Origin of the sequence: Cryobacterium cheniae (assembly GCF_004403395.1) — a bacterium.
GTDB classification, from domain to species: Bacteria; Actinomycetota; Actinomycetes; order Actinomycetales; family Microbacteriaceae; genus Cryobacterium; species Cryobacterium cheniae.
This window is the reverse complement of the sequence record NZ_SOGN01000018.1, coordinates 55,690-82,070: the sequence shown is the minus strand read 5'-3', so window position 1 is coordinate 82,070 and position 26,381 is coordinate 55,690. Positions and strand designations below refer to the sequence as shown.

Genomic DNA, 26,381 nt, shown 5'->3' with positions numbered 1-26,381 from the left:
CCTGCCCGCGAGGGGGGCCGGAGTCGACAGCGACGCGGCCACACGGGCCCGCAGACGACCGCGGGCGGAGACCGGAGCCGTCCGCGGGGCCGGCGCGGGGGCCGCAGCAGGCGGCGTGCGCCCGGCCAGGAGATCCGCGGCCGCGACCTCCTCGGCGGTCAGCTCGAGCGGCGACTGTGTGAGAGTGGCCCACCACGGCGTCGGCGTCGGATCGGCTTTCTGCGAACGGATGCTGCCGCTCCGGTCGACCTCGTCCGGGCCGCCGGGCACCATCAGGGGCGCGGGAGCCTCGACGGGCGGCAGAGGTTCGGACACCGGAACGCCCGGCTCCGAGGCTGACGGCGAGGCCGGGCCGGCTGGGGTCGGCTCGGCTGGGGTCGGCTCGGACGACGCAGCCGCGGCGGCGGACGTAGCGCCGGCGGCGCCAGTGGCAGAGGCAGAGGCAGAGGCGACGGCAGCCGCGACCGCCGCAGCGTGCGCCGGGTTCGCGGGCGTCACGACGAACAGCGCCGCTGTCGTGGTGGGCACGGATCCGGTCGGAGTGGACGGCACCGACGACGGCACCGACGACGGCACCGACGACGGCACCGGGGCGGCCGGGATGACAGCGGCTGCGGCCTCCGCCGCGGCCGCGGCCCGGGCGGCGGCCTTGGCGAGCCGAGGATCGGGCTGGGAGGTCGGCTTCAGACCCCAGAGGAAGACGCCGGTGTGCGACGGCTCGACGACGGGTGCCGGCGGAACAATGCGGGAGGTTCTCGGCCACCGCGGCGACTGGCGGGGAGCGTATTCGTCGGGCAGGGCCGGGCGCGCACCGTCACCGAGCTGAGATGCCAGCCAGTTCATTCCGTCTTCGCTGGGCACCTCGTCCTTGGGCACTAGTTCAGCCCCAGGTCCTCAAGGCCGATCGCGGCGTAGTACGGGTAGCCCGCGGCTTCGATCACTTCGCGGGCACCGGTGTTGCGGTCGACCACGACGGCGACACCGGCGATGATCGCGCCGACTTTGAGGAGTGCGTCGATGGCCGCCAGCGGGGAACCGCCGGTGGTGGACGTGTCTTCGAGCACGACGACGCGCTTGCCGGCGAGGTCGGGTCCTTCGACCTGCTTGCCCCGGCCGTGGTCCTTGGGTTCCTTGCGCACGACGAACGCGTCGTACGCGGCGCCGCGGGCCGCGCCCTGGTGCAGGATGGCAGCGGCCACCGGGTCGGCACCCATGGTCATGCCGCCGACTGCGGTGACATCCGGGATGTCCGCGATCAGGTCGAGCATGACCTGGCCGATCAACGGGGCGACGCGGTGGTCGAGACTGACCTTGCGCAGGTCGACGTAATACGTCGCCTTTTTGCCGCTGGTCAGGGTGAAATCCCCGTGGAAAACGGCCTCGGCCGCGATATGGGCGATGAGTTGCTGGCGTGTGTCCGTCACAGGACGAGTTTAGGCCATCGAGCGGTCGGAGAGCCCGAGGGCAGGCGACGCTCTAGAAGATGCGCACGAACTTGCGCTCGGGAACGCGGCGGAATCCGTCTTTGTGCACGTCGACGACGACGGCAGCGATGGAGGCGATGGCGATGAGAACGAGAACGGCGAGAAGAACAAACACGGTCGTACCTTTCGTGAAATGGGAGTGGATGTCGGGGAGACGGAGGCACCATTGCACGAGTTCGACGTATTTATTTCATCACCTTTAACTTTGCAGCACAATCGCATTGTTCTGTACGGAGTGTGTAGCGTTGCTACATGGATGTCCAACGACTCGAACTGCTCCGCGAATTGGCCGAACGCCGCAGCATCACCGAGGTCGCCCGCGCGACGCACCGCACGCCATCCGCTGTCTCGCAGCAGCTGAAGGTGCTCGAACGCGAGGCCGGACTGCCGCTCACGGAGCGCAGCGGCCGCGGCCTCATTCTGACGGATGCCGGGCGCGCCCTGGCGCGCAGCGCAACGGATGTCGCGGTCGCCCTGGCCCGCGCCCGGGCGGTCTGGGACGAGTTTCGCAACGACGCCACCGGCGAGGTGAGCCTGGTCACGTTTCCGACCGCGGGCGAGATGCTGCTGCCGGGAGCGGTGAGGAGTATCTCTGCCGTGCCCGGACTCGTCGTCAATTGCACCGACAAGGATCCGGAACTGAGTGACTTCCCCGCCCTCACCGCGGAGTACGACATCGTGCTCGCCTACAGCCTGCGCGGCCAGGTCCCGTGGGGCGGCCGCGGCCTGACGGTGGTTCCGCTGATGACCGAGCCGCTCGACGTCGGGCTGCCGGCCGGCCACCGGTTGACCTCCCGGTCGTGGATCACCCCTGCGGACGTCATCGGTGAGACCTGGATCGGCGCCCCGGAGGGCTACCCGTTCGAGCGCATCCTGCACCAGATCGAGCAGAAGGCCGGCAGCCAGATCACCATCGCCCAGAAATTCGCCGACCTGCGGGTGATCGAGGCGTTCGTCGTGGCGGGTCTCGGCATCGCCCTGGTGCCCCGGTACACCTGGGGCGGCGACCAGCCGGGCCGGCTCGTGCTCAAGCCACTGCGGGGGGTGGACGCCGAACGGCAGATCGTGGCGCTGATGCGCCCCGACCGGGCCGAACGCCTGGCCGTGCGCACCGTGCTCGAGGTGCTGCGCACCGAGGCCGCCCGCGTTCAGGCCCAGCACGCCCTCATCCCCTAGTCCGGGCACGTCGCCCGCCTCGGGCACCCCGACGGCGAGACCCCGACGGGGCGGCGTGCGCGACCGCTGGAGCGCTAGGCGTTCTGCGGGAAGCCCAGGTTGATGCCGCCGTGGCTCGGGTCCAGCCACCGGCTCGTGATGGCCTTCTCCCGGGTGTAGAAGGCGATCCCGGCCGGGCCGTAGGCCTTGGCGTCGCCGAACAGGGAGTCTTTCCAGCCGCCGAACGCGTGGTACGCCACGGGCACGGGGATCGGCACGTTGATGCCGACCATGCCGACCTGCACCTCATTCTGGAACCTGCGGGCCGCGCCGCCGTCGTTGGTGAAGATGGCCGTGCCGTTGCCGTAGCGGCTGCGGTTGATCAGGTCGAGCCCCTCGGTGTAGCTGGCCACCCGCACGACGGAGAGCACCGGGCCGAAGATCTCGTCGAGGTAGACGTCCGATTCCGTGCTGACCTTGTCGAAGAGGGTCGGGCCGAGCCAGAAACCGCTCGCGTCGCCGTCCACCTCGATGCCGCGGCCGTCCACGACGACCTCGGCTCCGTCGGTCTGGGCCAGGTCGATGTAGGAGGCAACCTTGTCGCGGTGCACCTTCGTGATCAGCGGCCCCATGTCGCATCCGCGCATGCCGTCGCCCACCTTGAGGCCCTTCAGCCGCTCGGTGATCTTCGCGACCAGCTCGTCGGCGACCGGTTCCACGGCCACGACCACGCTGATCGCCATGCAACGCTCTCCGGCCGAGCCGAATCCGGCGTTGACCGCGGCATCGGCGGCCAGGTCCAGGTCGGCGTCGGGCAGGACGAGCATGTGGTTCTTCGCGCCGCCGAGGGCCTGCACGCGCTTGCCGTGGTGGGCGGCCGTCTCGTAGATGTACTTCGCGATCGGCGTGGAGCCGACGAACGAGATCGCCTGCACGTCGGGGTGCACGAGGAGGGCGTCGACGGCTTCCTTGTCGCCGTGCACGACGTTGAGCACACCGTCGGGCAGGCCGGCCTCGGTCATCAGGGCGGCCATCCAGTTGGACGCGGACGGGTCCTTCTCGCTGGGCTTGAGCACGACCGTGTTGCCGGCCGCGATCGCGATCGGGAAGAACCAGAGCGGCACCATGGCGGGGAAGTTGAACGGGCTGATGATGCCGACCACACCGAGCGGCTGGCGCAGCGTGTAGACGTCCACGCCCGTGGACACGTTCTCGGAGTATTCGCCCTTGCTCAGGTGCGGCATGCCGAGCGCGAACTCGACGACCTCGAGGCCACGCGCGATCTCGCCGAGGGCATCCGAGGTCACCTTGCCGTGTTCGGCGGTGAGGATGTCGGCCAGCTCGCCCTTGCGCGCGTTCAGCAGCTCGCGGAAGTTGAACATGATGCCCTGGCGCTTGGCCTGGGATGTGTCGCGCCAGAGTGGATACGCGGCCTGGGCGGAGGCGACGGCGGTGGCGACGTCGCCGGTGCCGGCCAGGAGCACGTTCTTCGCGACGGCGCCGAGGGCCGGGTTGAACACGGGCGCGGTGCGGGTCGAGGCCCCCCGTGCGGGGGCCCCGTCGATCCAGTGGGTGATGACGGGCAGTTCGGTCATGGGCGTTCGGCTCTCTTCATTCTCTTCAGCAAGGTGGGTTGGCGTGGCGAGGCTGGGCTGGGCTGTGCGGTCAGCCGAGCAGGTCGAGACTGAGGACCTCGTCGTAGATGGCGAGCGCCTCGGCGACCTCGGCGTCGGTCACGACGCACGGCGGCACCACGTGGATGCGGTTCTCGGCCAGGAACGGCAGCAGGTTGCGGGCCAGCAGCTCCGACTTGATCCGCCCCATCACGACGCCGCTGAGCGGCTGGCGGGTCTCCCGGTCGGCGACGAGTTCCAGCGCCCAGAACACGCCGACCCCGCGCACCTCGCCGATGACCTTGTGCTTCGCCTGCAGGGCAGCGAGCCCCGGCGCGAGCACGTCACGCCCGATCCGGGCGGCGTTCTCCACGATGCCCTCGTTCTCCATGGCGTCCAAGGCCGCCACGATCGACGCCATCGCCAGCGGATGGCCGCTGTAGGTGAGGCCGCCGGGGTAGACCATGGTGTCGAAGTCGTGAGCGATGGAATCGGAGATGATCACACCGCCGGTGGGGACGTAACCGGAGTTGACGCCCTTCGCGAAGGCGATCAGGTCAGGCACCACGTCGAAGCCGTCGAACGCGAACCAGTTGCCGGTGCGGCCGAAGCCGGCCATCACCTCGTCGAGGATCAGCATGATGTCGTAGCGGTCGCAGAGGGCCCGCACGCCGGCGAGGTAGCCGGGCGGCGGCACGAGCACTCCGGCGGTGCCGGGGATGGATTCCAGCAGCACCGCCGCGATGCCCGCGGGTCCCTCGCTCTGGATCACATGTTCCAGGTGGCGCAGGGCGCGCTCCGACTCCTGCTCGGGGCTGGTCGCCCAGAACTCGCTGCGGTAAAGGTAGGGACCGAAGAAGTGCGCGTGCCCGCGGGCGAACTCGTTCGGGATGCGGCGCCAGTCGCCGGTCGCGACGATGGCCGCGCCCGTGTTGCCGTGGTACGAGCGGTAGGTGGAGAGCACCTTGTCGCGGCCCGTGTGCAGGCGCGCCATCCGGATCGCGTTCTCGATCGCATCCGCCCCGCCGTTGGTGAAGAAGACCTTGTTGAAGCCCTCTGGCGCCCGTTCGACGATGCGCTTGGCGGCTTCGCCGCGGGCGAGGGTCGCGGTGGAGGGGGCGACCGTGGCAAGCTGGCCGGCCTGCTCGATGATGGCCGCGGTGACGGCCGGATGCTGGTGGCCGATGTTCACATTGACGAGCTGGCTGGAGAAGTCCAGGTAGCTGCGCCCGTCGTAATCCCAGACCCGGGAACCCTGCCCGCCGGCGATCACCAGCGGCTTCAGGGCGCCCTGCGCCGACCAGGAGTGGAAGACGTGTGCCCGGTCGAGGTCGTAGGCGAGCTCGTTCCGGCTGGCCGTGGCGCTGGGGGAAGTGATGTCATTCACGAGTATCGGGTTCTTTCTCTCTGCGTTGAGATGGTGAATCGGAGATCGTTCCCCTTCAGTGTGACGTCGATCGGCTCGAAGTCCGCGCCATTTCCATCGATCGGGGTCATTTCTTCGCCACGATGTGCTCGGCCATCGCCGGGATCACGGTCTCCCCGTAGACGCGCATCGTCTCTTCCTTGTTGTCGTGCTGCAGGTAGCCGGCGAACTGGTCCACGCCGATGGCGCGCAGGGCCTCGAGCTTCTCGATATGGTCCTTCGCGGGGCCGAGCAGGCAGAACCGGTCGATGATTTCGTCGGGCACGAACTCCGCGTGCAGGTTGCCGGCGCGGCCGTGCGCGTTGTAGTCGTAGTCCTGCCGGCCGATGATGTAATCGGTCAGCGCCTTCGGCACCTGCGATTCCGTTCCGTACTTGGCGACGATGTCGGCGACGTGGTTGCCGACCATGCCGCCGAACCAGCGGCACTGGTTGCGCATATGGCCCCAGTTGTCCCCGATGTACATCGGCGCGGCCACGCAGAACTTGACCGACAAGGGGTCACGGCCGGCGTTCGCCGCGGCCTCCCGCACGGTCTTGATCATCCACTCGGCCACATCGAGGTCGGCCATCTGCAGGATGAAGCCGTCGCCGACCTCGCCCGCGAGCTTCAGCGCCAGCGGGCCGTAGGCGGCCACCCAGACGTCGAGGGTCGACCCGCGGCTCCACGGGAACTGCAGGGTCGCGCCGTTGTATTCGACCGCCCGGGAGTTCGCGAGTTCCCGGATGACGTGCACCGACTCCCGCAGCGTCTTCAGGGTGGTGGGCGCCCCGTTGATCACGCGCACCGCCGAGTCGCCGCGGCCGATGCCGCAGATGGTGCGGTTGCCGTACATCTCGTTCAGGGTCGCGTAGGTCGACGCCGTCACCGTCCAGTCGCGGGTGCCCGGGTTGGTGACCATGGGTCCGACGATGATCCGGTCCGTCTCCGCGAGGATGCGGCTGTAGATCACATAGGGCTCCTGCCAGAGCAGATGCGAGTCGAACGTCCAGACGTGGCTGAAGCCGTGCGCCTCCGCCAATTTCGCCAGCTGCACCGTGCGGGCGGATGGGGGGTTGGTCTGCAGTACTGCTCCGAAGTCCATCTGGGGTCCCGTCTAGATCAGGTACTGGCTCAGGCCGCGCTTGACGAACCGGCCGTCGCCCCTGGCACCGAGGTAGGAGTTGTCGTCGATGATGACCTTGCCGCGGGAGAGCACTGTGTCGACGTGACCGTCGATCTCGTAGCCCTCCCAGGCCGAGTGGTCCATGTTCATGTGATGGGTCTTGCCGTTCCCGTCGACGGGCAGGCCGATCGAGGTGTGGCCGTTCGGGTCGTAGATCACGATGTCGCCGTCCGCGCCCGGCTGGATGACCCCCTTCCGGCCGTAGAGGCCGAACATCCGGGCCGGCGTGGTGGAGGTGATCTCCACCCAGCGTTCGAGCGAGATGCGGCCGTTCACGACGCCCTGGTAGAGCAAATCCAGGCGGTGCTCGACCGAGCCGATGCCGTTCGGGATCTTCGAGAAGTCGCCGAGGCCCAGCTCTTTCTGGCCCTTCATGCAGAACGGGCAGTGGTCGGTGGAGACCATCTGGATGTCGTTGGTGCGCAGGCTCTGCCACAGGTGGTCCTGGTGGCCCTCGGCCCGCGAGCGCAGTGGCGTGGAACACACCCACTTCGCGCCCTCGAACCCGGGTGCCCCGAGGTTCTCCTCGAGCGACAGGTAGAGGTATTGCGGGCAGGTCTCGCCGAACACGTTCTGGCCCAGGTCCCGGGCCGTGGCGATCTGCTCCACGGCCTGTTTGGCGCTCACGTGCACCACATACAGCGGCGCCCCGGTGAGGTTTGCGAGCATGATCGCTCGGTGCGTGGCCTCCTCCTCCAGCTGCCAGGCGCGCGCGACGCCGTGGAAGTAGGGATCGGTCTTACCCTCTGCGAGCAGCTGCTTCACGAGCACGTCGATGGCGGGGCCGTTCTCCGCGTGCATCATGGTCATCAGCCCGGTGTCGGCGGACTTCTGCATGGCGCGCAGGATCTGCGCGTCGTCCGAGTAGAAGACACCGGGGTAGGCCATGAACAGCTTGAAGCTGGAGATGCCCTCGCCCAGCAGCCCGTCCATCGCCTGCAACGAGTCTTCGTTCAGGTCGCCGATGATCTGGTGGAAGCCGTAGTCGATGGCGCAGTTGCCGGCGGCCTTCTCGTGCCAGGCCGCGAGACCGTCGAAGACCCGCTGGCCGTAGCTCTGCACCGCGAAGTCGACGATGGTGGTGGTGCCTCCCCAGGCCGCGGCCCGGGTGCCGGTCTCGAACGTGTCGCTGGCGGCGGTGCCGCCGAAGGGCAGCTGCATGTGCGTGTGCGCGTCGACGCCGCCGGGGATCACGTACTTGCCGGCGGCGTCGATCACCCGGTCGACGGATGCGGCGAGGTCGTTTCCGAGGAGGGCGGAGCCGGGTGCCAGAACGGCGACGATGACCTCGCCGTCGATGAGGACATCCGCTTGCACCCGGCCGGTCGCGCTGACCACGGTGCCGTTCTGGATCAGGGTTTTCATGGCGCGCCCCGAGCTACGGTGCCACGATCGGGCCGTAGGAGTCGGGACGGCGGTCCCGGTAGAACTGCCACGAATTGCGCACCTCGCGGATGGCGCCCAGGTCGAGGTCGCGGATGACGATCTCCTCGGTGTCGGCCGAGGCCACCTCGCCGACGTAGTTGCCGCGCGGGTCGACGAAATAGGAGCTGCCGTAGAACGTGACGGCCTCGTCGCCGAACTCCTCGGTCTCGGTGCCGATCCGGTTGTTCGCGCCGATGTAATACTGGTTGGCGACCGCGGCGGCCGGCTGCTCGAGTTCCCAGAGCCGGTTGGACAGGCCGGGCTTGGTGGCCGAGGGGTTGAAGACGATCTCGGCACCGTTCAGGCCGAGCACACGCCAGCCCTCCGGGAAGTGCCGGTCGTAGCAGATGTAGACGCCGATTCTGCCGACCAGGGTGTCGAAGACGGGATAGTCGGCGTTGCCGGGGCGGAAGTAGAACTTCTCCCAGAACTGCGGCAGGTGGGGGATGTGGTGCTTGCGGTACTTGCCGAGGTAGCGGCCGTCGGCGTCGATCACGGCGGCCGTGTTGTAGAGCACGCCGGGCTGCTCCTCCTCATAGACGGGGAGCACGATCACCATCTTGTATTCGGCGGCGAGCTTCTGGAACCGCTCTGTGAGCGGGCCCGGCACGCTCTGCGCGTACTCGTAGTAGTGGGGATCCTGCACGATGCCGAAGTACGGGCCGTGGAACAGCTCCTGGAAGCAGATCACCTGCACTCCCGCTTCGGCGGCCGAGCGCACGAATCCCTCGTGCTTCGCGATCATCGACTCCTGGTCACCCGTCCACTCGGTCTGGGTGATTGCTGCCCGAACTACAGTCATCTTGTCTCCACATTCGCCAGGGACGGAACAACGTCAGGCCGAACGACACTGTCCGTGTTTGTTTTCTTCGCGACGCGCGCGTTCCTCATCCTGTCGAGCGAATCAGCCGGTGGCAAGTGTTTATCCGGCCGGAGAGTCCGGGACGGCCGGCGCCGGCGGAACCTCCGTCTCCCCCCGCCCTCCTGTGCCCGCGGCGCCAGCGGCGCTCGCGGAGCCCGCGGGATGGGCCGCGCCGGCGTTCTGGCCTAGGCTGGAAGAAGACCGCCGGTTGGCTCTGACCGGTTGAGCCTCCTCTGACTTGGGCGGCAGGTCGCCGACACTCCCTCGGTCGCACCCTCCCTGCCCTGCAGCTCTCCCTGCGCTCGCGAGAGCGGGTGAATCGTCGCTATGACGCGCTCATACCGACGATTCACCCGCTCTCGCGACCCTGAACCGGATCGGTTTCATGTCCCAAGTACACTTTTTCCGCGGTTCACTTCTGGTGGGCGTTGCCGTGGGCGCCCTGCTGCTGAGCGGATGCGCCACTCCGAGTCCCGCCGCCGAGCCCGGCGGGGCGCCGGGCGCGACCGCCGGCACGGGCGGGGGCTACCCGGTCACCATCGACAACTGCGGCACCGACGTCACCGTGGAGGCCGCGCCCGAGCGCATCGTGACGATCAAGTCGTCGACGACCGAGCTGCTGCTCGCGCTCGGCCTGGGCGACCGTATCGTGGGCTCGGCGTTCCTCGACGGCCCGCTACCGGCATCCCTGGAGGAGGCCGGCGCCGACCTGTTCGTGGTCAGCGACTTCGTGCCCGGCCAGGAAGCCGTCCTGGGCCTCACGCCCGACTTCGTCTACGGCGGCTGGGAGTCCAACTTCTCGGCCGAGGGCGTGGGCGAGCGTGCGGGCCTCACCGACCTCGGGATCGGCAGCTACGTGTCCCCCGCCGCCTGCAAGGGCGAGGGCTACATGCCCGACCCGCTCACCTTCGACTCCGTGTTCGCCGAGATCACCGAGGCCGGCACGATCTTCGGAGCCGACGAGGCCGCGGCCGACCTGGTGGCCGACCAGGAGGAGACCCTCGCGGCCCTTAACCCGACCGATGCGGACACCACCGCGCTCTGGTACTCGAGTGGCACCGACACCCCCTACGTGGGTGCCGGCATCGGCTCACCCAACATGATCATGGAGGCCGCCGGCCTGACCAACGTGTTCGCGGACGTGGCGGACACCTGGACCTCGGTGGGCTGGGAATCGGTCATCGAGGCGAACCCGAGCGTGATCGTTCTCGTCGACGCCACCTGGAACACCGCGGCGTCGAAGATCGCGAACCTCGAAGCGAACCCGGCCACGCAGCAGCTCGATGCCGTGAAGGCGAAGCGTTACATCGTGCTGCCGTTCGCGGCCACCGAGGCCGGTATTCGCAACGTCGAGGCCGCCGCATCCACCATCGAACAGCTCGCCGTCCTCGACCCGACGACGGCGAACTGACCGCTCCCGGCACACAGGGCACGTCAGGGCAGAGCACGTCAGGGCGGACCAGAGCACCCCAGGGCGGACCAGAGCAGGGCGGACGAGGCAGGTGAATTCAGTGGAGCTGCAGCAGGCGGAGCGAACGGCGACCCAGACCCGTCGCGGTGCCGGGCGCGCGCGCTACCTGGCCTGGCTCGCCCTGTCGATGCTGGCCCTCGTGCTCGCCGCGGGAGTGGCCGTGACGATCGGGCCGGCCGAGGTCAGCCTGACGGATGTCGCCCGGAGCCTGGCCGGGCACCTCGGCCTGCCGGGCGCCGCCGAGGTGGCCCCGCTGACCGACTCGATCGTGTGGCAACTGCGTCTGCCGCGCGTGCTGACCGCGGCGGCGGTCGGGGCAGGGCTCGCCCTCAGCGGCGCGGTCATGCAGTCGGTGACCCGCAACCCGCTCGCGGACCCCTACCTGCTCGGCCTGTCGAGCGGTGCCTCGCTCGGCGCGGTCTGCGTGATCATCCTCGGCGTGGCCGTGGCGCTGCCCGCCGCAGCGTTCCTCGGCGCACTGACCGCCCTCGTCGCCACGCTCAGCATCGCGCGGGTCGGCGGCACGATCACGCCCGGTCGCGCGGTGCTGTCCGGCCTGGCGATCGCTCAGCTGGGCGGAGCCGGCACCGCCTTCATCATCTTCTGGGCGGCCAAGGGCGACTCCTACCGGGAAATCCTGAACTGGCTGCTGGGTTCGCTGGCCGGCAGCTCATGGTCCAGCGTCGTCATCTCGGGCACCGCCCTGATCGTCGTCGGCGCCGGGATCGTGCTCTCGGCCACCCGCCTGGACGCGTTCACCTTCGGGGACACGGCCGCGGCATCCCTCGGCATCAACGTCAACCGCACGAGGTGGATGCTGCTCGGCGCGGTGGCCCTGCTGACCGGCGCGATGGTGGCCGTGAGCGGGGCGATCGGCTTCGTCGGCCTGATCCTGCCGCACCTCGTGCGCGGCCTGAGCGGACCAGGCCACCGCCGCCTGCTGCCGCTCACCGTGGTGCTCGGCGCCCTGTTCCTGATCGTGGCCGACACGCTTGCCCGCACGGCGTTCGACCCGCGCGAGCTGCCCGTGGGCATCATCACCGCGCTGATCGGCGTGCCCGTCTTCATCGTGCTGATCAAGAGCAGAAAGGCCGCCGCATGGTCGTGATCCTCGACCGGGTGTCGTTCCGCATCAACGGCACCCCGATTCTGACCGACGTGTCGGCGGTCGTGCCCACGGGGGCGGTGACCGGGCTGCTCGGGCCCAACGGGGCCGGCAAATCCACGCTGCTCCGCCTGATCGCGGGGCTGGAGACACCGGATGCCGGCGGCGTCGAACTCGACGGATCGCACGTCAGCAGGGCGCGCACCCCTGGAGTTCGGGCCGGCGGGGTGCCGGGCCTGTCCCGCCGGGAGACCGCCCGGCGGGTGGCCCTGCTCGAGCAGAACGCCGCGCCCAGCGTCGACCTCACGGTGCGGGAGGTCGTGCTCCTCGGCCGGATCCCGCACCGCAGCCGGGTGCTCGGCAGCTTCGGCGGCGACGACGACCACCGGGCGGCTGAGGAATCGCTGGAAATGGTCGGCGGAAGCGACCTGGCCGACCGGGCCTGGCACACCCTCAGCGGCGGCGAGCAGCAGCGTGCGCAGATCGCCCGGGCGCTGGCGCAGCGACCGAGCCTGCTGCTGCTGGACGAGCCGAACAACCACCTCGACGTGAGCGCGCAGCTCGGGCTGCTCGGGCAGGTGCGCGGGCTCTGCGCCGGGGCCGGGGCCGGCACAGGGGTTGGCCCGGTTGCGAGCCCGGGTGACGGCCCGGGCGAAGGCGACGGCCCGGGCGACGGCGACGGCGCAGCCCTGACCGCGATCATGGCCCTGCACGATCTGAACCTGGCGGCCGCGTTCTGCGACCAGATCCTGCTGCTGCACCACGGGCGGCTCGTCGCGGCCGGCACGCCCGACGAAGTGCTGCGGCCGGCGACCATCGCGGAGGTCTACGGCGTGGACTGTGACGTGATCCCGCATCCGCGCGGCGGGCATCCGGTGATCGTGTTCTCTCCGGCCGCCCCGGTGCCGACTTTCCCACCTACCCTCGAACCCGAGGTCACCCAGCACGGAAGAGGCAGCGCATGACGGCCATCACGGTTCTGGCCGGCGGCATCGGCGGCGCCCGGTTCACCCGCGGGCTGCTGCGGCACCTGGCGGATACCGACCCGGATGCGACGGTGACCGTGATCGTGAACACGGGCGACGACATGTGGCTCGACGGACTGCGCGTCTGCCCCGACCTCGACACCGTGATGTACACCCTGGGCGGCGGCATCAATGAGGAGCAGGGCTGGGGCCGTCCCGAAGAGTCCCGCCGCGCCTCCGCGGAGATCGCCGCGTATGGGCGTGGCTGGTCCTGGTTCACGCTCGGCGACCTGGACCTGGCCACCCACATCGTGCGCAGCGATCTGCTCCGGAGCGGGTCCACGCTGAGCGAGGCTACCGAGTTCCTCTGCCGCCGCTGGCAGCCCGGGGCCCGCCTGTTACCGATGAGCGACACCCCGGTCGAGACGCATGCCCGATTGGCTATAGATGCCGACGAGCACCGCGCCGGCGAGCTGATCCACTTCGAAGAGTGGTGGGTGCGCTACCGGGCGACCGTGCCGGTGACCGGGTTCGTGCAGGTCGGGCTCGAGTCTGCCGCGCCCGCGCCGGGCGTCGTCGACGCCATCCTGACGGCCGACCTGGTCATCCTGCCGCCGTCGAACCCGGTCGTCTCGGTCGGCACGATCCTCGCCGTCCCGGGCATCCGGGAGGCGCTCCGCTCCACCGCCGCCGCGGTCGTCGGCGTCTCCCCGATCATCGCGGGCGCGGCCGTGCGCGGCATGGCCGACGCCTGCCTCAACACGATCGGCGTGCAGACCTCGGCCGAGGCCGTGGGCCTGCACTACGGCTCCCGCGCCGGGAACGGTGTGCTCGACGGGTGGCTGGTGGACGAGACGGATGCCGGTGCGCTGCCCGCGCTGGCGGCCGCCGGCATCCGTGCGGTCGCCGTGCCGCTCTGGATGAGAGACGCCCCCACGACCGCCGCGCTGGCCGCGGAGGCGCTGGCCCTCGGCGCCCTGGGCGCCCACCCCGCCCACCGCGCTCACGCCTGAGGCCCGACCCGGCGCGACACTGGACCTCCCCCCGGCGACCGGTCTAGGGTCACGGCATGACAGTGATCGGATTCCACGCCTCGCACGAACAGATCCATCCCTCCGAGTTGCTCAGCGCGGTGCAACGGGCGGAGCAGGCCGGCTTCACCGCGGCCATGTGCTCCGACCATTTCGCGCCCTGGAGCGAGCGGCAGGGGCAGTCGGCCTTCGCCTGGGCCTGGCTCGGGGCCGCACTGCAGTCGACCGGACTCCCGTTCGGCGTCGTGAACGCACCGGGCCAGCGCTACCATCCCGCGATCATCGCGCAGGCAGCGGCGACGCTGGCCGCCATGTACGAGGGCCGCTTCTGGGTGGCGCTCGGGTCGGGAGAGGCCGCCAATGAGCACATCACCGGCGACGGCTGGCCCCGCAAGGACGTGCGGAACGAACGGCTCCTCGAATCGGTGCGGATCATCCGAGCCCTCCTCGCCGGCGAGGAGGTGAGCGCCGACGGCCTGGTGAGGGTCGACCGTGCCCGGCTCTGGACTCGCCCGGAGACCCCGCCGCTCCTGCTGGCCGCCGCCGTGAGCGCCGAGACGGCGGGCTGGGCGGCGGACTGGGCCGACGGGCTCGCGACCATCGCCCAGCCGGCACCGACGCTGCGCCGGGTCATCGGCAGCTACCGCGATGCGGGCGGCACCGGGCCGGTCGCCCTGCAGGTGCACCTGAGTTACGCCGGCAGCGCCGACGAGGCACTGTCGATCGCGCACGACCAGTGGCGCACCAACGTGTTCTCGCCCCCGCTGTGCTGGGATCTCGACACCCCGGAAGCGTTCGACGAGGCAGCCAAGCATGTGCCGCCGGAGGCGATGCGCGACTCCGTGCTCATCTCCCCCGATCCCGGACAGCACGCCGACTGGCTGGCCTCCCTGATCGAGCTCGGCGTCGACGAGATCTACCTGCACCACGTGGGCCAGGACCAGGACCGCTTCATCGACGTGTTCGGCGAGCACGTGCTGCCCCAGCTCCACCCCACCAGGAAGGCATCCGCGTGAAGGTCACCGACACCAGCGATCTGTGGTGGAAGAGCGCCATCGTGTACTGCCTCGACGTCGAGACGTTCATGGACTGGAACAACGACGGAACCGGGGACTTCACCGGCCTGGCCCACCGCATCGATTACCTGAACGAACTCGGGGTGACCTGCCTCTGGCTCATGCCGTTCTATCCGACACCGGATCGGGACGACGGCTACGACATCACCGATTTCTACTCGGTCGACCCCCGGCTAGGGCATCTCGGCGATCTGGTCGAAACAATCCGGCTCGCGAAGGATCGAGGGATGCGTGTGATCGCGGACCTGGTGATCAACCACACCTCCGACCAGCATCCGTGGTTCATCTCGGCCCGGTCCAGCCGCAACTCCCCCTACCGGGACTACTACGTCTGGCGCGACGAGCCGCCGGCGACACAGGGCGAGCCGGTCTTCCCCGACCAGGAGACCAGCAATTGGGAACTTGATCCGAAAACCGGCCAGTACTATCAGCACGTCTTCTACAAGCATCAGCCCGACCTCAACGTCACCAACCCGGTGGTGCGCGACGAGATCGCCAAGGTGATCGGCTTCTGGTTGGAGCTGGGCCTGTCGGGCTTCCGCGTCGACGCGGTCCCGTTCCTGCTCGAGACGACCGGTGTGGTCGGCGGCAAGGATGCCTTCCCGGACCCGCACGATTACCTGCGAGCGCTGCGGGCGTTCCTCGGACGTCGCTCCGGCGACGGGATGCTCCTCGGCGAAGTGAACCTGCCCCGCGCCGAGCAGGCCCTGTATTTCGGCGGCGCCGAGGGCGACGAACTGACGATGCAGTTCGACTTCATCAGTATGCAGAAGATGTACCTGTCCCTGGCCCGGGCGGATGCCGCCCCGCTGATCGACGCCCTGCAGTCGCGTCCGATCGGGTCGCCGGACTCGCAGTGGGCCAACTTCGTGCGCAATCACGACGAGCTGACCCTGGACAAGCTGACCGATTCCGAGCGCGCCGAGGTCTTCGCCGCCTTCGGCCCGGAGGAGAGAATGCAGGTGTTCGGCCGCGGGCTGGTGCGGCGCCTACCCCCGATGCTCGACGGCGATCCCCGTCGCGTGCGGATGGTCTACAGCCTGCTGTTCTCCCTGCCGGGAACCCCGGTGCTGTTCTACGGCGAGGAGATCGGCATGGGCGAGAACCTGGAGGAGAAGGGCCGATTGGCCGTGCGCACTCCGATGCAGTGGAACGACGGCAAGAACGGAGGCTTCTCCCTCGCTCCAAAGTCGAAACTCTGCGCCGGCGTGGTCGAGGGCGGTTTCGGGCCGGCTCATGTCAACGTCCGGAGCCAGCGGCGCGATCACGATTCACTGCTGGGCTTCATTCAGACCCTGATTCGGCACTATCGCGACGCACCGGAATTCGGTTGGGGCGCCTTCAAGGTGCTCGAACAGCCGGACCCCGCGGTGCTCGCCCACATGCTCAGCCTGGAGGACGGCCGCGTGGTGGCGGTGCACAACTTCAGTTCCGAGCCGACCGAGGTTCGCTTCTCCGTTCCGGCGCCCCGCGGAGCCACGCATCTGGACGACCTGTTCACGGGCGAGCCACTCCCACTGACCAAGACGGGACGGGCCGACGTCCCCCTGGACGGCTACGGCTACCGCTGGCTCCGGGTCGAGAACGGGCCGGACCCGCACCGGTACTGAGTCACGGCGATGCGCGCGGCTGGCTCGCGGCCGGCGGCCCGGCTGGCGGCCCGGCTGGCGGCCCGGCTGGCACGTAAAGGCGGAGATTTTCGCGACACGCCGTTTGTGGCGCCTACTCCACCGGCGTTTCCGGAAAATCTCCGGCTTAGGCGTCGCGCCGGTCAGTGCACGACGACGGCCGCCCGGGAGCTCCGTCGACGAGCAGCCGCGTGTGCACGCCGAGGCCGAGCTGCTGAGCCACCCCGAGATCGGCGGCGGTATCCACGTCGTGGCGGATCGAAACGGATGTCGGCAGTCCGAGCGGCACATGGCCGGCGGCCTCATGGGCGGTCCGGGACCCCACCCCGAAACGAGGTTCCATCGGGGTCCCGGCGAGCGCGAGCAGGGTCGTGGTGCCGGTTCCGGCGGCATCGGGTACCAGGCTCCGCTCGTGTGCGGCGGCGAGATTCAGGGTGCGGTCGACATCCGCGGGGGTCAGCGCCGGCAGGTCGCCGGTCAGCACGGCCAGGCTCGCCTGCGGAAACCGCGCGCGGGCGACCAGGAGACCCTGCCGGATGGCCGCGTTCAGCGGATCGGTCGGCACTGCCGAGGCGCGCACCGGGTCCTCGCGCACGATGTCGGCCCCGAGATCGGCGAGCAGGGCCGCGAGTTCGCCGTCGCCGGTGACCACCAGCACCCGGTCGATGCCGCGCGCCGCGAGCAGAGCCGCGACCGTGTCGAGCGCGAACGCATCCGCCAACCCGGCCCGATCGGGCCGCTCGCCCAGCCGGCTCTTCGCCCCGGGGTTTCCCTTCACCGGCACGATCGCGACCCAGCTCATCGGGTGGCGGATGCCGCGTCGCCGGCAGCAGCACCCGGAGCCGCACCGGCGGCACCGGGCACTGCGGCAGCCGCGGCCAGCCCCGCCGCGTACCCGTCGGCAAAACCCTCCGCGTGCGCCTCGGCGCTCCCCAGCCGGAACATGTCGTTCTCGCTCGGCCGCAGCAGCCGGGCCGCGCCGCGCGCGTCCACAGAACCGCCGGCGGCCACAGAACCACCCGCAACCACAGAACCACTCGCAACCACAGAGCCGCGCGCGTCCACCTCGTCGAGCTCGCCCACGAGGCGCCCGAGCCCGCGCACCACGGCGACGGGGTTGCCGCTGGTCTTGCCCTTCACCAGGTCGGCCGCGCCGGCGATCTCGTCGGCCACGGCGGCGACGGTGACGTCCAGGCGGCGGCCGAACGCGTCATCCGTGCCCCGCAGGTCGTCGAGCACGGCAACGCCGGCCGCGCCGATCGCGATGTCGGTCTGGCCTTCCCGCCAGGGGCGGCCGACGGTGTCGGTGATGATCACGCCGACGCGCAGCCCGGTGCTCGTGCGCAGGGCCAGGCAGAGCGCGCGGGCGGAGGCGTCCGGGTCGACCGGCAGCAGCAGCACGGTGCCGTCGGGGGTGTTGCTCGAGTCGACGCCGGCCGCGGCCATCACGAGGCCCTGCCGGTTCTCGACGATGCGGGTGACCCCGCCCGGGAACGCCCGGGTCGCCACCACCCGCACGGTCTCGTCGGTGATCGCCTGCTCGCGGTCGCCGGCCGCCACCTGCCTGCCCTCGGCCTTGGACACGATCTTGCTCGTCACCGCGAGAATGTCCCCGTGCCGAAGCCGACCGCCGGCCGCACCCCCGATGAGTGCGGCCAGGTCGTCGCCGGACGCGACCTCACCGATACCCTCCAGCACGAAGACGCGCAGTTCTTCCGCGTCGACGCTCGGCAGGCTCGACGCCGGCGTCCCTTCCGTCATAGTCAACGCTTGAGCTGCGGCAGCACGTCGCGCCCGAACACGTCGATCCACTGGCGCTGATTGCGACCCACATTGTGCAGGTAGATGCGGTCGAAGCCGAGGTCGACGAACTTCTGGATGTACGCGCGGTGGTCGTCGGGGTCGGCCGAGATGATCATGCGACCCTCGAAATCCTCGGGGCGCACGAGCTTGGCGATCTGCTCGAATTCAAACGGTGAACGGATGTCCGCCTTCGGGAATTTCATTCCGCCGTTGGGCCACTCGACCAGCGCGTTCCGCATGGCCTCTTCGTCGGTCTCGGCCCAGCTCATGTGCAGCTGCAGCACCTTCGGCATCGAGGCCGGGTCCTTGCCGGCATCGCGGGCGCCGTCGTCGAACTTGCCGAACAGCATCGAGATCTTCTCCAGCGGCGCTCCGACCGTGATCAGGCCGTCGGCGTGGCGCCCGGCGCGCTTGGCGGTGACCGGGCCGGCCGTGGCGACGAGGATCTCCGGGGCCACCTCGGGCATGGTCCACAGCCGGGTCGACTCGAGCTTGTAGAACTGACCCGAGTGCTTGACGTCTTTGCCGGCGATGGAGGCGGTGAACAGTTTCGAGATGATCTCGATGGCCTCGAACATGCGGTTGATCCGCTCGGGGGCTTCCGGCCAGTACTGGCCGACGATGTGCTCGTTGAGGGCCTCGCCCGAGCCCAGGCCGAGCCAGTGGCGGCCGGGATACATCGAAGCGAGGGTCGCGGAGGCCTGGGCGACCATGGCCGGGTGCCACCGGAAGGTGGGCGCGGTCACGCCGGGCCCGAGGTCGCCCTTCGTGCGCTCACCGATCGCGGCCAGCACACTCCAGACGAACGATGACTCGCCCTGCGCGGGCACCCACGGCTGGAAGTGGTCCGCCGCCATCACCCCGGTGAAGCCGTGCTCCTCGGCGTAGACCGAGAGGGCCACCGCTTCCGCGGGGGCGAATTGCTCCAGCATCGCCGCATAGCCGATCTGCAAATCCGTCATGGGTACCGCCCTGCCTTGTCGTAGGCCTCAATCCTGTCACTCCAGTCTCCGAGAACACCCCTCCCCCGCCCGGAAACCCCGGCGCAGCCGGTGCGCGGGTGCTGCGCCGGTACGCGCCTGGCACGCCACACGCGTAACGGCGCTGCACCCGCGCGGAAGCCGTCACGCGGCATCCGTCAAATAGGCTGGAAGCATGCGCATCGCCACCTGGAACGTCAACTCCATCCGTGCCCGAGTCGGCCGGGTCGTGGACTGGATGGTGCGCGAAGACATCGACGTGCTCGCGATGCAGGAGATCAAGTGCAAGCCCGAGCAGTTCCCGGCGCAGGCGTTCGAGGACGCCGGTTACGAGCTGGCCGTCCACGGCCTCAGCCAGTGGAACGGCGTCGCCTTCGCCAGCCGCCACGAGATGACGGATGTCGCCACCGGCTTCCCCGGCATGCCCGGCTTCCTGAAAGGCCAGGAGGGTCCCGGCCTGCCGCTCGAGGCCCGGGCGCTCGGCGTCACCGTGGAGGACCTGCGGCTGTGGAGCCTGTACGTTCCGAACGGACGCGCGATCGACGACCCGCACTTCGCCTACAAGCTGGACTGGCTGGAGCGCCTCCGCGCGCATGCCCGGGACGAACTGGCCCGCGACCCGCACCTGGCCCTCGCGCTGATGGGTGACTGGAACGTGGCCCCGTTCGAGCGCGACATGGGCGACCCGAGCTTCGTTCCCGGCCAGTCCACCCACATCTCCGAGCCCGAGCGGGCCGCGTTCCACGCCTTCGAGGCCGAGGGCATCGTCGATGTGGTGCGCCCGCTGGCACCGGAGGGCTTCACCTTCTGGGACTACAAGCAGCTGCGATTCCCCCGCAACGAGGGCATGCGGATCGACTTCATCCTGGGCTCCCACTCCTTCGCGGAGCTGGTGACCGCCGCGAGCATCCACCGTAACGAGCGCAAGGGCGACGCGCCGAGCGACCACGTGCCCGTGGTCGTGGAGCTGGTCCTCGAGGGCGAAGACGACGACCGCCCGATGATCTTCTAACCGAATGTCCTCCGTACCCCCGGAGAATCCCAAAGGAACACCACGAGCGCGCCCGGCGACCTCCGTCACGGTCTCCGTCACCCGTCGCGTCGAGCCGACCCGCATCCCGGAGGCCACCCGCGGGGCCCAGCGGGGAATGGACATGGCCGGCGAGTTCCCGGGCTTTCTCGGCTCCGGCTGGGTGCGCGCCACCGCAGACTCCCTCAGCTGGCACATGCTCTACCGCTTCGCGACCTCCGACCAGCTGGATGCCTGGGAGGGCTCCGAGGAGCGCGCCCACTGGCTGATCGACGGTCACGATCTCATCCTCGACGCCCGCGTGGAGAAGCGCACGGGCATCGAGGGCTGGTTCGATGCCCCGGTCTCCGACGATGACGATGCCGACGCCGCGCCGTCGTTCCAGGTGCCGCGCTGGAAGCAGGCCGTGAGCATCGGGCTGGGTTTCTTCCCCTCGAACCTGGCCTTCACCCTGCTCGCGACCTGGCTCATCCCGGGCTGGCACGACGTGGACATCCTGCCCAAGATCCTGATCACCACGTTCGTGATGGCGCCGGCCATGACCTTCCTGGTCATGCCTCAGATCACCCGGATGCTGCGCCCCTGGCTGATGCGACGGCCCGCCGCCGCGTAGCCAGTACGGGGGGTTCTGATTTCTCTGTGATACTTGGGGACTGCAATCGCCCGCACTCCGGGCATCCGAATGCCCGCGATCCGGGCATCCGAATAAAGGGAATCCAATGACGGATCAGACTTTCCAACTCGTGGCGATTACTTTGTATCTCGCCGCCATGCTCGCGATCGGCTGGTTCGCCTTCCGGCAGACCAAAGATCTCGACGACTACATGCTCGCGGGCCGCGGCCTGACACCCGGCGTCGCTGCGCTCAGCGCCGGCGCTTCGGACATGTCCGGCTGGCTCCTGCTGGGACTCCCCGGCGCCATCTACGTGGCCGGCCTGGTGGAGGCGTGGATCGCCATCGGCCTGACCATCGGTGCGTGGCTGAACTGGAAGTTCGTGGCCCCCCGGCTGCGTTCCTACACCCACGTTGCGAACGATTCCATCACCATCCCGAGCTTCTTCGAGAACCGGCTCAAGGACACGTCGCGCCTGCTGCGCTCAGTCTCCGGCGTGATCATCCTGGTGTTCTTCACGTTCTATGTATCCTCCGGCATGGTCGCCGGCGGCGTGTTCTTCGAGAACTCCTTCGGCTCCACCTTCCTGACCGGCATGCTGATCGTCGCCGGAGTCACCCTGCTCTACACGCTCTTCGGCGGTTTCCTCGGCGCCACCCTCACCGACGTCGCCCAGGGCATCCTGATGCTCGTCGCGCTCGTCGTCGTCCCTGTGGTCGCTCTGAACGCCACCGGCGGCCTCACCGCAACTCTCGACTCCATCCGCGAGGTCAACCCCGATCTGCTCTCGCTGACCGCCGGCGGATCCGTTCTCGGCGTCATCTCCGCCGCCGCCTGGGGCCTCGGCTACGTCGGCCAGCCGCACATCATCGTGCGCTTCATGGCCCTGCGCACCCCGCAGGATGCCAAGGCCGGACGCCGGATCGGCATCGGCTGGATGATCCTCACCGCCCTCGGCGCCATCGTCACCGGACTGATCGGCATCGCCTACTTCCAGCAGCACCCCGAGGTGACGCTGTCGAACCCGGAAACGGTCTTCCTGCTGCTCTCGCAGATCCTGTTCCACCCGTTCGTCGCCGGCCTGGTGCTGGCCGCTGTGCTCGCCGCCATCATGAGCACGATCTCGTCGCAGCTGATCGTCTGCTCCTCGGCGCTGGTTGAAGATCTCTACAAGATCGTGGGCAAGAAAGACGCATCGCCGAAGCAGCTGATCATGCTCGGACGCCTCGGCGTCCTGCTCGTTGCGGTCGTGGCCGGAGTGATCGCGCTGAACCGGGATGCGACCATTCTGGAACTGGTCGGCTTCGCCTGGGCCGGTTTCGGCGCCGCGTTCGGCCCTGTTGTCCTGCTCTCGTTGTACTGGAGGAAGCTCTCCACCTGGGGTGCGCTGGCCTCCATGGTCACCGGCGCCGTCGTCGTCTTCGCCTGGGGCAACTCCCCGTTGAGCGACACCATGTACGAGATCGTCCCGGGCTTCATCGCCAGCCTGGTGGTGGCCGTGGTGGTCTCCCTGGCCACCTACAAGCCGTCCGCCGAAATCGACGCCGAATTCGACGCCGCCGTGGCCCAGGCCCATGACGACTACCGGGCGCCCGAGGTGTCCGCCGTGCCCGTGGCCGGCTCGGCTCGCAACAGGTAGCGCCGCAGGACCAGCACTGAAGGCGGCACCTGCTTCCGGCCGATCTCGGTCGGCGGCAGGTGCCGTTCCGGTCTCGCCCAACGCGCCGGGGCGTCAGCCGGGTGGTTTGGACATCCCGAACTCGTTGACCGGATGGCCCGGCGGCTCCGGTTTGTGCTCCGCCGGGCAGTTGAGAACCGCGTTCGGGGTGGAGTGATCGATGTTGTGCTCGGCCATCGGTCGGCCGCACACCGGGCACACCGCCGCACCGATCTTCGTCACGACCTCCTCATATGGCCCCAGGTTCGGCGGACCCATCGCGCGCACCAGTTTGCTGTTCATCCAATCGACGAAGTGCACATATCGACCGCCCAGGCCGTGCCCGTGGGCACCAGTGTCCTCTTTCATGCCGACAGAGTACGCCCCTCGACGCTCGGGCACAGGCGCGGAGTCCGTACTGTACTCGCCCGGCGTCACGACCTGGTTCGGCAGGGCCGGCTGAGTCGCGCCGGGACCGACGTGGCCCTGCTCCTCCCTCCACAATGTGGGTGTGATCGAGTTATCCACAGGGCACGTGTGGGTGAGCGGATGCCGCGTGGAATGTCGGTGGGTGCCCGTAGCGTGTGTCTCATGAAGCCCTCATTCATCGACGAGCAGGAGGCTCTCGCGGAGTATTTCGAGGCGATCGCGGCGGCCGAGCGGGCCATCGCGCAGGCGTTCGCCCGGCGGGCGGAACTGGTCGAGGCGGGCCGCCGGTTCGGGCAGGCCCGGGCGAACGCGGCGGCGAGGCTGCCGGGGTGCGGGACAAAACGTGTCGGTTCCCGGGCTGCAACCGGTCGGCGGCGCACTGTGATCTCGACCATTCACTGGACTGGCAATTCGACGGGCTGACCGCGAACGACAACCTCGCCCATCTGTGTCCGGCGTGTCATGCTCTGAAAAGCGAGACCGGGTGGCAGGTGGTGCACCTCGGCGACGGCTTGCTGCAGTGGACCTCACCGACAGGGCGCACGTTCGTGAGCGAGCCGGCCACGGTCATCCGTTCGGCGTCACCGGCCCCGGACCCGGAATCGACCCCGCCACCGCCACCGACACCCGCGGAGGCCGAGGCGAACGTTGCACCCGAACCCGCACCATTCTGACCCAGGGCTCGTCTTCTCAACCGAGACGACGCCGGAAGGTCGTCAGCAATCGCCTCTCCGGTCGCGACCGGCCGACGTCGTTGTCGCGAAGACATCGGACAGTCGCGTGCGGACCCAGGCCGCCGGATGGGCCGTCCACCAACCGCTCAGTGCGGAATAGCCCTGCCAGGCGAGGATGCCCACCGTGACGGAAGCAAGGGTGGCGAGCAGTGGGAAATCGCCCCTGAAAAGCGGGAAGACCTGCCAATGGACGAGATATACGAACAACGATGCCGAGGCCGCGACGCTGAGAACCGGCACCAAAATCCGCGGCAGCGGCACCGCCGGAATCCACAGCAGGAGCAGGAGTCCCGCGATCGTGATCGCCTCACGGCCCGGGTCCCCGAAGAAGCCCGAAACGGTCAGCACGACGACCACCGAGCTCAGCACCCGTCGACGAGCGTCGGTGGAACGCGCGATGAGCCAGCCGAGAGCGATGAGCCAGAGCACGACCGGCAGCGAATACCGTTCGGTCGGCCCCGCCTCGACACCCCCGGTCAGCAGCAGGCGCAGCAGCAGCGCGCCCGCGACGAAGGAGGCCGCGAAGACGAAGGGGTATCGGCGCTCGAGCCGGTCGAGCTGGGGCACGCAGAAGACGAGTGCCAGACCGAGGATCGTCCACACGACGGATTCCAAGAACCAGTACTGCCACTGCACCGTCCAGCGATCGCCGCCGCCGAGCAGGTTGTGCAGCATGAAGACCGTCGCAGGTTCATACATCCCGCCGACCAGGGCGACTCCACCGACCCACAGCACGGCCGGGACGAAGATCTGGACGGCGCTGCGAAGAAGCTTCCTGAGCCGCATCGATGGCGGAACCTCGGCGAACTGGAATCGGGCCAGGTTGAAGCCCAGGATTCCGAGCAGCAGATGAGCTCCGCCCTGCATGTGGAAGAGGTTGGCGTGCGTCCCCGTGACCAGCACGATGGCGACAGCCCGGAGTACGACGGATGTCTCCATGCGCGCCAGCGTGCGTCGGGGTCGCCCCCCGACCGGTGCGGTTCCGTGGCTGGCGAGCTCCCGGGCCGAGGTCGCGGGCCAGTCCCTGGGGAGCGTGCCGAGCATCTGCTCGAGCCGCACCGAGACCTCGACGTAACTCAGTGAGTCGCCGTGCAGCGCAACGAAGCTGTCATCCTCGACCGCGTCCGGGCGGTCGAGGAGGGTTGCATAGAGAGCCCGGATATTTTCCGCCGTCACCGTTTCTGAGCGGTCCACCAGCAGGACTTTTCGCTCGAGGAGCGCCGCCTGCCGAAGCAGGCTCGCGGTGTCTGGCTTGCCGCTGGACGTCAGGGGGAACTCCTCGACCAGGTGCGCCCGGACGATGTGACCGGGCAGGCCGAGCGCCTTCGCTGCAATCGGCGCGACAAGCCCGAGAGCCCACCGTTGCCGCACGAACACCACCAGGCGTTCCTCGAGGTTGACCACCCGAACTTCGACGCCGTCGTCGGCGAGGATCCGCTCGACCCGGTCGAGGTCGATCCGCAGGCCGTATATCTTGACGAAGCGACTGCTCCGCCCGACGATCTCGAAGAGTCCGTCGTCGTGCCGGCGGGCTAGATCGCCGGTGCGCAGATCCCCCACTGTCGATCCAGCGGCGAGCTCCGCCGGGCTCTCCGCGTATCCCATCATGACGTTCGGGCCGGTGTACACGAGGTTTCCGACCGAGTCCTCATCGGCGTCGTCGATGCGGAACTGCCCGCCCGGTATTGGGATTCCAATGGATTCGGGCCGGGTCTCCGCCAGCTCAGGCGGCAGGTAGGCCATCCGTGCGGTCGCCTCTGTCTGGCCGTACATGACGACGAAATCGAAGCCGCGTTCCTGGCCCAGTCGGGCGTAACCGCGCACTCGGTCGGGGCCGAGTCGACCGCCGGCCTGGGTGACGTAGCGCAGGCTCGCATGCTCGCGCCCGGCGAAACCGGTCGAATCGAGAAGGTCGAAGGTGTAAGGAACGCCGGCGAAGGAGGTGGCCTCTGCCTCTTCGAACTCATTCCAGAATTCAGGGTCGACCACCGAACGCTCGGTGAGCAGCAGGCTCGCGCCGGAGATCAGGTGACTGTTCACGACTGAGAGCCCGTAGCAGTAATGCATCGGCAGCGTTGTGGCCGCCCGGTCCTGCGGGGTCAGGGCGAGGTAGTCGGCGATGCTCCTCGCGTTGCTGCACACATTCTCACGGGACAGCCGGACAAGCTTCGGTGATCCTGTCGAGCCCGAGGTGCTGAGGAGCAGTGCCAGCTCAGGGTGCAACGAATGCCGGCTTCCCTCGCGTCGCTCGTCCAGACGCCACTCGTTGCCAACGGGTGTCAAAACCACGTCGGGGTCGTAACGTTCGAGGAGCCCGTTTCTGTTTCGCTCCTGGCTCGGCTCGTCCCCATCGCCGGCGACCAGGAGGACCGGATGCCCCGCCGCGAGCGCGGCGAGATAGGTCACCAGGGGCTCCAGGGCGTTCGCGCACGACACCATGACAAGACGGCGCCCCGATCCCAGCATTTTCCGCCGGTCTCGGATCAGTTCGTCCAGTTCGGCATAGCTGATGCTTCCATTCGCGGTCACAAGGGCAGTCGCGGACGGATCTCCTGCGAGGAGCCGGAGGGCCTCGAACCCGGCCGCCGGGTCGCGTTGATTGCTCGTCACGGGGTCTACCGCGCACGGCTTTGCGGGAAAGGATGCGTCGTTCGTTTTTTCGGTGCGCACGGCTATCTCTGGTTCAGGGTCTCGCCCCCCGTAAATTTGAGGCAAGGCTTACCTTACTT

23 protein-coding genes and 1 pseudogene are annotated in these 26,381 nt (G+C 69.0%); 11 read left to right on the top strand and 13 right to left on the bottom strand.

Annotated elements, in window-relative coordinates; translation table 11 throughout:
* The 3 genes and pseudogenes from E3T23_RS03315 to E3T23_RS15770 form a co-directional block, all read right to left on the bottom strand.
* A pseudogene (locus E3T23_RS03315) lies at nt 1-876 on the bottom strand (hypothetical protein); the annotation flags it as partial.
* Nucleotides 876-1,424 (bottom strand): orotate phosphoribosyltransferase, encoded by a 549-nt coding sequence (gene pyrE / locus E3T23_RS03310; RefSeq protein ID WP_134368986.1) that lies wholly within the window; start codon nt 1,422-1,424, stop codon nt 876-878. The pseudogene E3T23_RS03315 and the gene pyrE, both read right to left, overlap by 1 nt.
* Before the next feature lie 52 nt (nt 1,425-1,476).
* Complete coding sequence (locus E3T23_RS15770; protein ID WP_255570630.1) at nt 1,477-1,599, bottom strand: hypothetical protein; 123 nt, start codon at nt 1,597-1,599, stop codon at nt 1,477-1,479.
* A 137-nt stretch (nt 1,600-1,736) separates the two neighbouring features.
* On the opposite strand from E3T23_RS15770, the gene E3T23_RS03305 reads away from it, so the two are divergent.
* Entirely contained in the window at nt 1,737-2,660 is a 924-nt protein-coding gene (locus E3T23_RS03305) for a LysR family transcriptional regulator (RefSeq protein WP_134368985.1), read from the top strand.
* Between the two features lie 74 nt (nt 2,661-2,734).
* On the opposite strand, the gene E3T23_RS03300 is transcribed toward E3T23_RS03305, so the two are convergent.
* The 5 genes from E3T23_RS03300 to E3T23_RS03280 form a co-directional block, all read right to left on the bottom strand.
* Nucleotides 2,735-4,234: a CoA-acylating methylmalonate-semialdehyde dehydrogenase gene (locus E3T23_RS03300; RefSeq protein ID WP_134368984.1), complete on the bottom strand. Its 1,500-nt coding sequence runs from the start codon at nt 4,232-4,234 to the stop codon at nt 2,735-2,737.
* Nucleotides 4,235-4,304: 70 nt separating this feature from the next.
* Nucleotides 4,305-5,639 (bottom strand): aspartate aminotransferase family protein, encoded by a 1,335-nt coding sequence (locus E3T23_RS03295; protein WP_241977563.1) that lies wholly within the window; start codon nt 5,637-5,639, stop codon nt 4,305-4,307.
* A 106-nt stretch (nt 5,640-5,745) separates the two neighbouring features.
* Complete coding sequence (locus tag E3T23_RS03290) at nt 5,746-6,762, bottom strand: TIGR03842 family LLM class F420-dependent oxidoreductase (protein WP_134368983.1); 1,017 nt, start codon at nt 6,760-6,762, stop codon at nt 5,746-5,748.
* Between the two features lie 12 nt (nt 6,763-6,774).
* Nucleotides 6,775-8,208 (bottom strand): dihydropyrimidinase, encoded by a 1,434-nt coding sequence (gene hydA, locus E3T23_RS03285; RefSeq protein ID WP_134368982.1) that lies wholly within the window; start codon nt 8,206-8,208, stop codon nt 6,775-6,777.
* Between the two features lie 13 nt (nt 8,209-8,221).
* A complete protein-coding gene (locus tag E3T23_RS03280) occupies nt 8,222-9,070 on the bottom strand; it encodes a nitrilase-related carbon-nitrogen hydrolase (protein ID WP_134368981.1) in 849 nt (282 codons plus the stop codon).
* Nucleotides 9,071-9,515: 445 nt separating this feature from the next.
* Here E3T23_RS03280 and E3T23_RS03275 point away from each other — a divergent pair, with 445 nt between their 5' ends.
* The 6 genes from E3T23_RS03275 (at nt 9,516) to E3T23_RS03250 (ending at nt 16,388) form a co-directional block, all read left to right on the top strand.
* Nucleotides 9,516-10,541 (top strand): putative F420-0 ABC transporter substrate-binding protein, encoded by a 1,026-nt coding sequence (locus E3T23_RS03275; RefSeq protein ID WP_134368980.1) that lies wholly within the window; start codon nt 9,516-9,518, stop codon nt 10,539-10,541.
* A 91-nt stretch (nt 10,542-10,632) separates the two neighbouring features.
* Complete coding sequence (locus E3T23_RS03270; RefSeq protein ID WP_420898298.1) at nt 10,633-11,709, top strand: putative F420-0 ABC transporter permease subunit; 1,077 nt, start codon at nt 10,633-10,635, stop codon at nt 11,707-11,709.
* Nucleotides 11,700-12,671: an ABC transporter ATP-binding protein gene (locus tag E3T23_RS03265; RefSeq protein WP_134368979.1), complete on the top strand. Its 972-nt coding sequence runs from the start codon at nt 11,700-11,702 to the stop codon at nt 12,669-12,671. The genes E3T23_RS03270 and E3T23_RS03265 overlap by 10 nt, the downstream gene beginning before the upstream one ends.
* Nucleotides 12,668-13,684: a 2-phospho-L-lactate transferase gene (gene cofD, locus E3T23_RS03260; RefSeq protein ID WP_134368978.1), complete on the top strand. Its 1,017-nt coding sequence runs from the start codon at nt 12,668-12,670 to the stop codon at nt 13,682-13,684. Before E3T23_RS03265 ends, cofD begins: the two co-directional genes overlap by 4 nt.
* A gap of 56 nt (nt 13,685-13,740) precedes the next feature.
* Entirely contained in the window at nt 13,741-14,718 is a 978-nt protein-coding gene (locus tag E3T23_RS03255) for a TIGR03885 family FMN-dependent LLM class oxidoreductase (RefSeq protein ID WP_134368977.1), read from the top strand.
* The gene (locus E3T23_RS03250) at nt 14,715-16,388 is read left to right on the top strand and encodes an alpha-amylase family protein (RefSeq protein ID WP_134368976.1); all 1,674 of its coding nucleotides are present in this window, start codon (nt 14,715-14,717) and stop codon (nt 16,386-16,388) included. The genes E3T23_RS03255 and E3T23_RS03250 overlap by 4 nt, the downstream gene beginning before the upstream one ends.
* A 145-nt stretch (nt 16,389-16,533) precedes the next feature.
* Here E3T23_RS03250 and cofC read toward each other — a convergent pair whose 3' ends face one another.
* Genes cofC through E3T23_RS03235 form a run of 3 tightly spaced genes read right to left on the bottom strand, consistent with a single transcriptional unit; the run spans nt 16,534 to nt 19,171 of the window.
* Nucleotides 16,534-17,208, bottom strand: coding sequence for a 2-phospho-L-lactate guanylyltransferase (gene cofC, locus E3T23_RS03245; protein ID WP_134368975.1), 675 nt, complete (start codon nt 17,206-17,208; stop codon nt 16,534-16,536).
* Complete coding sequence (cofE, locus tag E3T23_RS03240; protein ID WP_134368974.1) at nt 17,205-18,167, bottom strand: coenzyme F420-0:L-glutamate ligase; 963 nt, start codon at nt 18,165-18,167, stop codon at nt 17,205-17,207. The genes cofC and cofE overlap by 4 nt, the downstream gene beginning before the upstream one ends.
* A 2-nt stretch (nt 18,168-18,169) precedes the next feature.
* Nucleotides 18,170-19,171, bottom strand: coding sequence for a TIGR03557 family F420-dependent LLM class oxidoreductase (locus E3T23_RS03235; protein WP_134368973.1), 1,002 nt, complete (start codon nt 19,169-19,171; stop codon nt 18,170-18,172).
* 193 nt (nt 19,172-19,364) lie between these two features.
* On the opposite strand from E3T23_RS03235, the gene E3T23_RS03230 reads away from it, so the two are divergent.
* The 3 genes from E3T23_RS03230 (at nt 19,365) to putP (ending at nt 22,471) form a co-directional block, all read left to right on the top strand.
* Nucleotides 19,365-20,201 (top strand): exodeoxyribonuclease III, encoded by an 837-nt coding sequence (locus tag E3T23_RS03230; protein ID WP_134368972.1) that lies wholly within the window; start codon nt 19,365-19,367, stop codon nt 20,199-20,201.
* A 4-nt stretch (nt 20,202-20,205) separates the two neighbouring features.
* On the top strand, nt 20,206-20,832 hold the full coding sequence (locus tag E3T23_RS03225) for a putative antibiotic biosynthesis monooxygenase (RefSeq protein ID WP_134368971.1): 627 nt from the start codon (nt 20,206-20,208) through the stop codon (nt 20,830-20,832).
* A 106-nt stretch (nt 20,833-20,938) separates the two neighbouring features.
* On the top strand, nt 20,939-22,471 hold the full coding sequence (gene putP, locus E3T23_RS03220) for a sodium/proline symporter PutP (protein WP_134368970.1): 1,533 nt from the start codon (nt 20,939-20,941) through the stop codon (nt 22,469-22,471).
* A gap of 93 nt (nt 22,472-22,564) precedes the next feature.
* Here the strand turns inward: putP and E3T23_RS03215 are convergent, their stop codons facing one another.
* Nucleotides 22,565-22,858: a hypothetical protein gene (locus tag E3T23_RS03215; RefSeq protein ID WP_134368969.1), complete on the bottom strand. Its 294-nt coding sequence runs from the start codon at nt 22,856-22,858 to the stop codon at nt 22,565-22,567.
* Between the two features lie 222 nt (nt 22,859-23,080).
* Here E3T23_RS03215 and E3T23_RS03210 point away from each other — a divergent pair, with 222 nt between their 5' ends.
* Nucleotides 23,081-23,341, top strand: coding sequence for a hypothetical protein (locus E3T23_RS03210; RefSeq protein WP_134368968.1), 261 nt, complete (start codon nt 23,081-23,083; stop codon nt 23,339-23,341).
* Between the two features lie 293 nt (nt 23,342-23,634).
* Here the strand turns inward: E3T23_RS03210 and E3T23_RS03205 are convergent, their stop codons facing one another.
* Nucleotides 23,635-26,262, bottom strand: a complete 2,628-nt coding sequence (locus tag E3T23_RS03205; protein ID WP_166806180.1) for an AMP-binding protein — start codon at nt 26,260-26,262, stop codon at nt 23,635-23,637.
* Nucleotides 26,263-26,381 lie beyond the last annotated feature (119 nt).

Coding starts and splice junctions, on each gene's coding strand:
- E3T23_RS03290 (WP_134368983.1), bottom strand. CDS start 6,762: ATGGACTTCGGAGCAGTACTGCAGACCAACCCCCCATCCGCCCGCACG.
- E3T23_RS03275 (WP_134368980.1), top strand. CDS start 9,516: ATGTCCCAAGTACACTTTTTCCGCGGTTCACTTCTGGTGGGCGTTGCC.
- E3T23_RS03265 (WP_134368979.1), top strand. CDS start 11,700: ATGGTCGTGATCCTCGACCGGGTGTCGTTCCGCATCAACGGCACCCCG.
- E3T23_RS03215 (WP_134368969.1), bottom strand. CDS start 22,858: ATGAAAGAGGACACTGGTGCCCACGGGCACGGCCTGGGCGGTCGATAT.
- putP (WP_134368970.1), top strand. CDS start 20,939: ATGACGGATCAGACTTTCCAACTCGTGGCGATTACTTTGTATCTCGCC.
- cofE (WP_134368974.1), bottom strand. CDS start 18,167: ATGACGGAAGGGACGCCGGCGTCGAGCCTGCCGAGCGTCGACGCGGAA.
- E3T23_RS03300 (WP_134368984.1), bottom strand. CDS start 4,234: ATGACCGAACTGCCCGTCATCACCCACTGGATCGACGGGGCCCCCGCA.
- E3T23_RS03230 (WP_134368972.1), top strand. CDS start 19,365: ATGCGCATCGCCACCTGGAACGTCAACTCCATCCGTGCCCGAGTCGGC.
- cofC (WP_134368975.1), bottom strand. CDS start 17,208: ATGAGCTGGGTCGCGATCGTGCCGGTGAAGGGAAACCCCGGGGCGAAG.
- E3T23_RS03235 (WP_134368973.1), bottom strand. CDS start 19,171: ATGACGGATTTGCAGATCGGCTATGCGGCGATGCTGGAGCAATTCGCC.
- E3T23_RS03280 (WP_134368981.1), bottom strand. CDS start 9,070: ATGACTGTAGTTCGGGCAGCAATCACCCAGACCGAGTGGACGGGTGAC.
- E3T23_RS03305 (WP_134368985.1), top strand. CDS start 1,737: ATGGATGTCCAACGACTCGAACTGCTCCGCGAATTGGCCGAACGCCGC.
- E3T23_RS03210 (WP_134368968.1), top strand. CDS start 23,081: ATGAAGCCCTCATTCATCGACGAGCAGGAGGCTCTCGCGGAGTATTTC.
- E3T23_RS03255 (WP_134368977.1), top strand. CDS start 13,741: ATGACAGTGATCGGATTCCACGCCTCGCACGAACAGATCCATCCCTCC.
- E3T23_RS03225 (WP_134368971.1), top strand. CDS start 20,206: ATGTCCTCCGTACCCCCGGAGAATCCCAAAGGAACACCACGAGCGCGC.
- hydA (WP_134368982.1), bottom strand. CDS start 8,208: ATGAAAACCCTGATCCAGAACGGCACCGTGGTCAGCGCGACCGGCCGG.
- cofD (WP_134368978.1), top strand. CDS start 12,668: ATGACGGCCATCACGGTTCTGGCCGGCGGCATCGGCGGCGCCCGGTTC.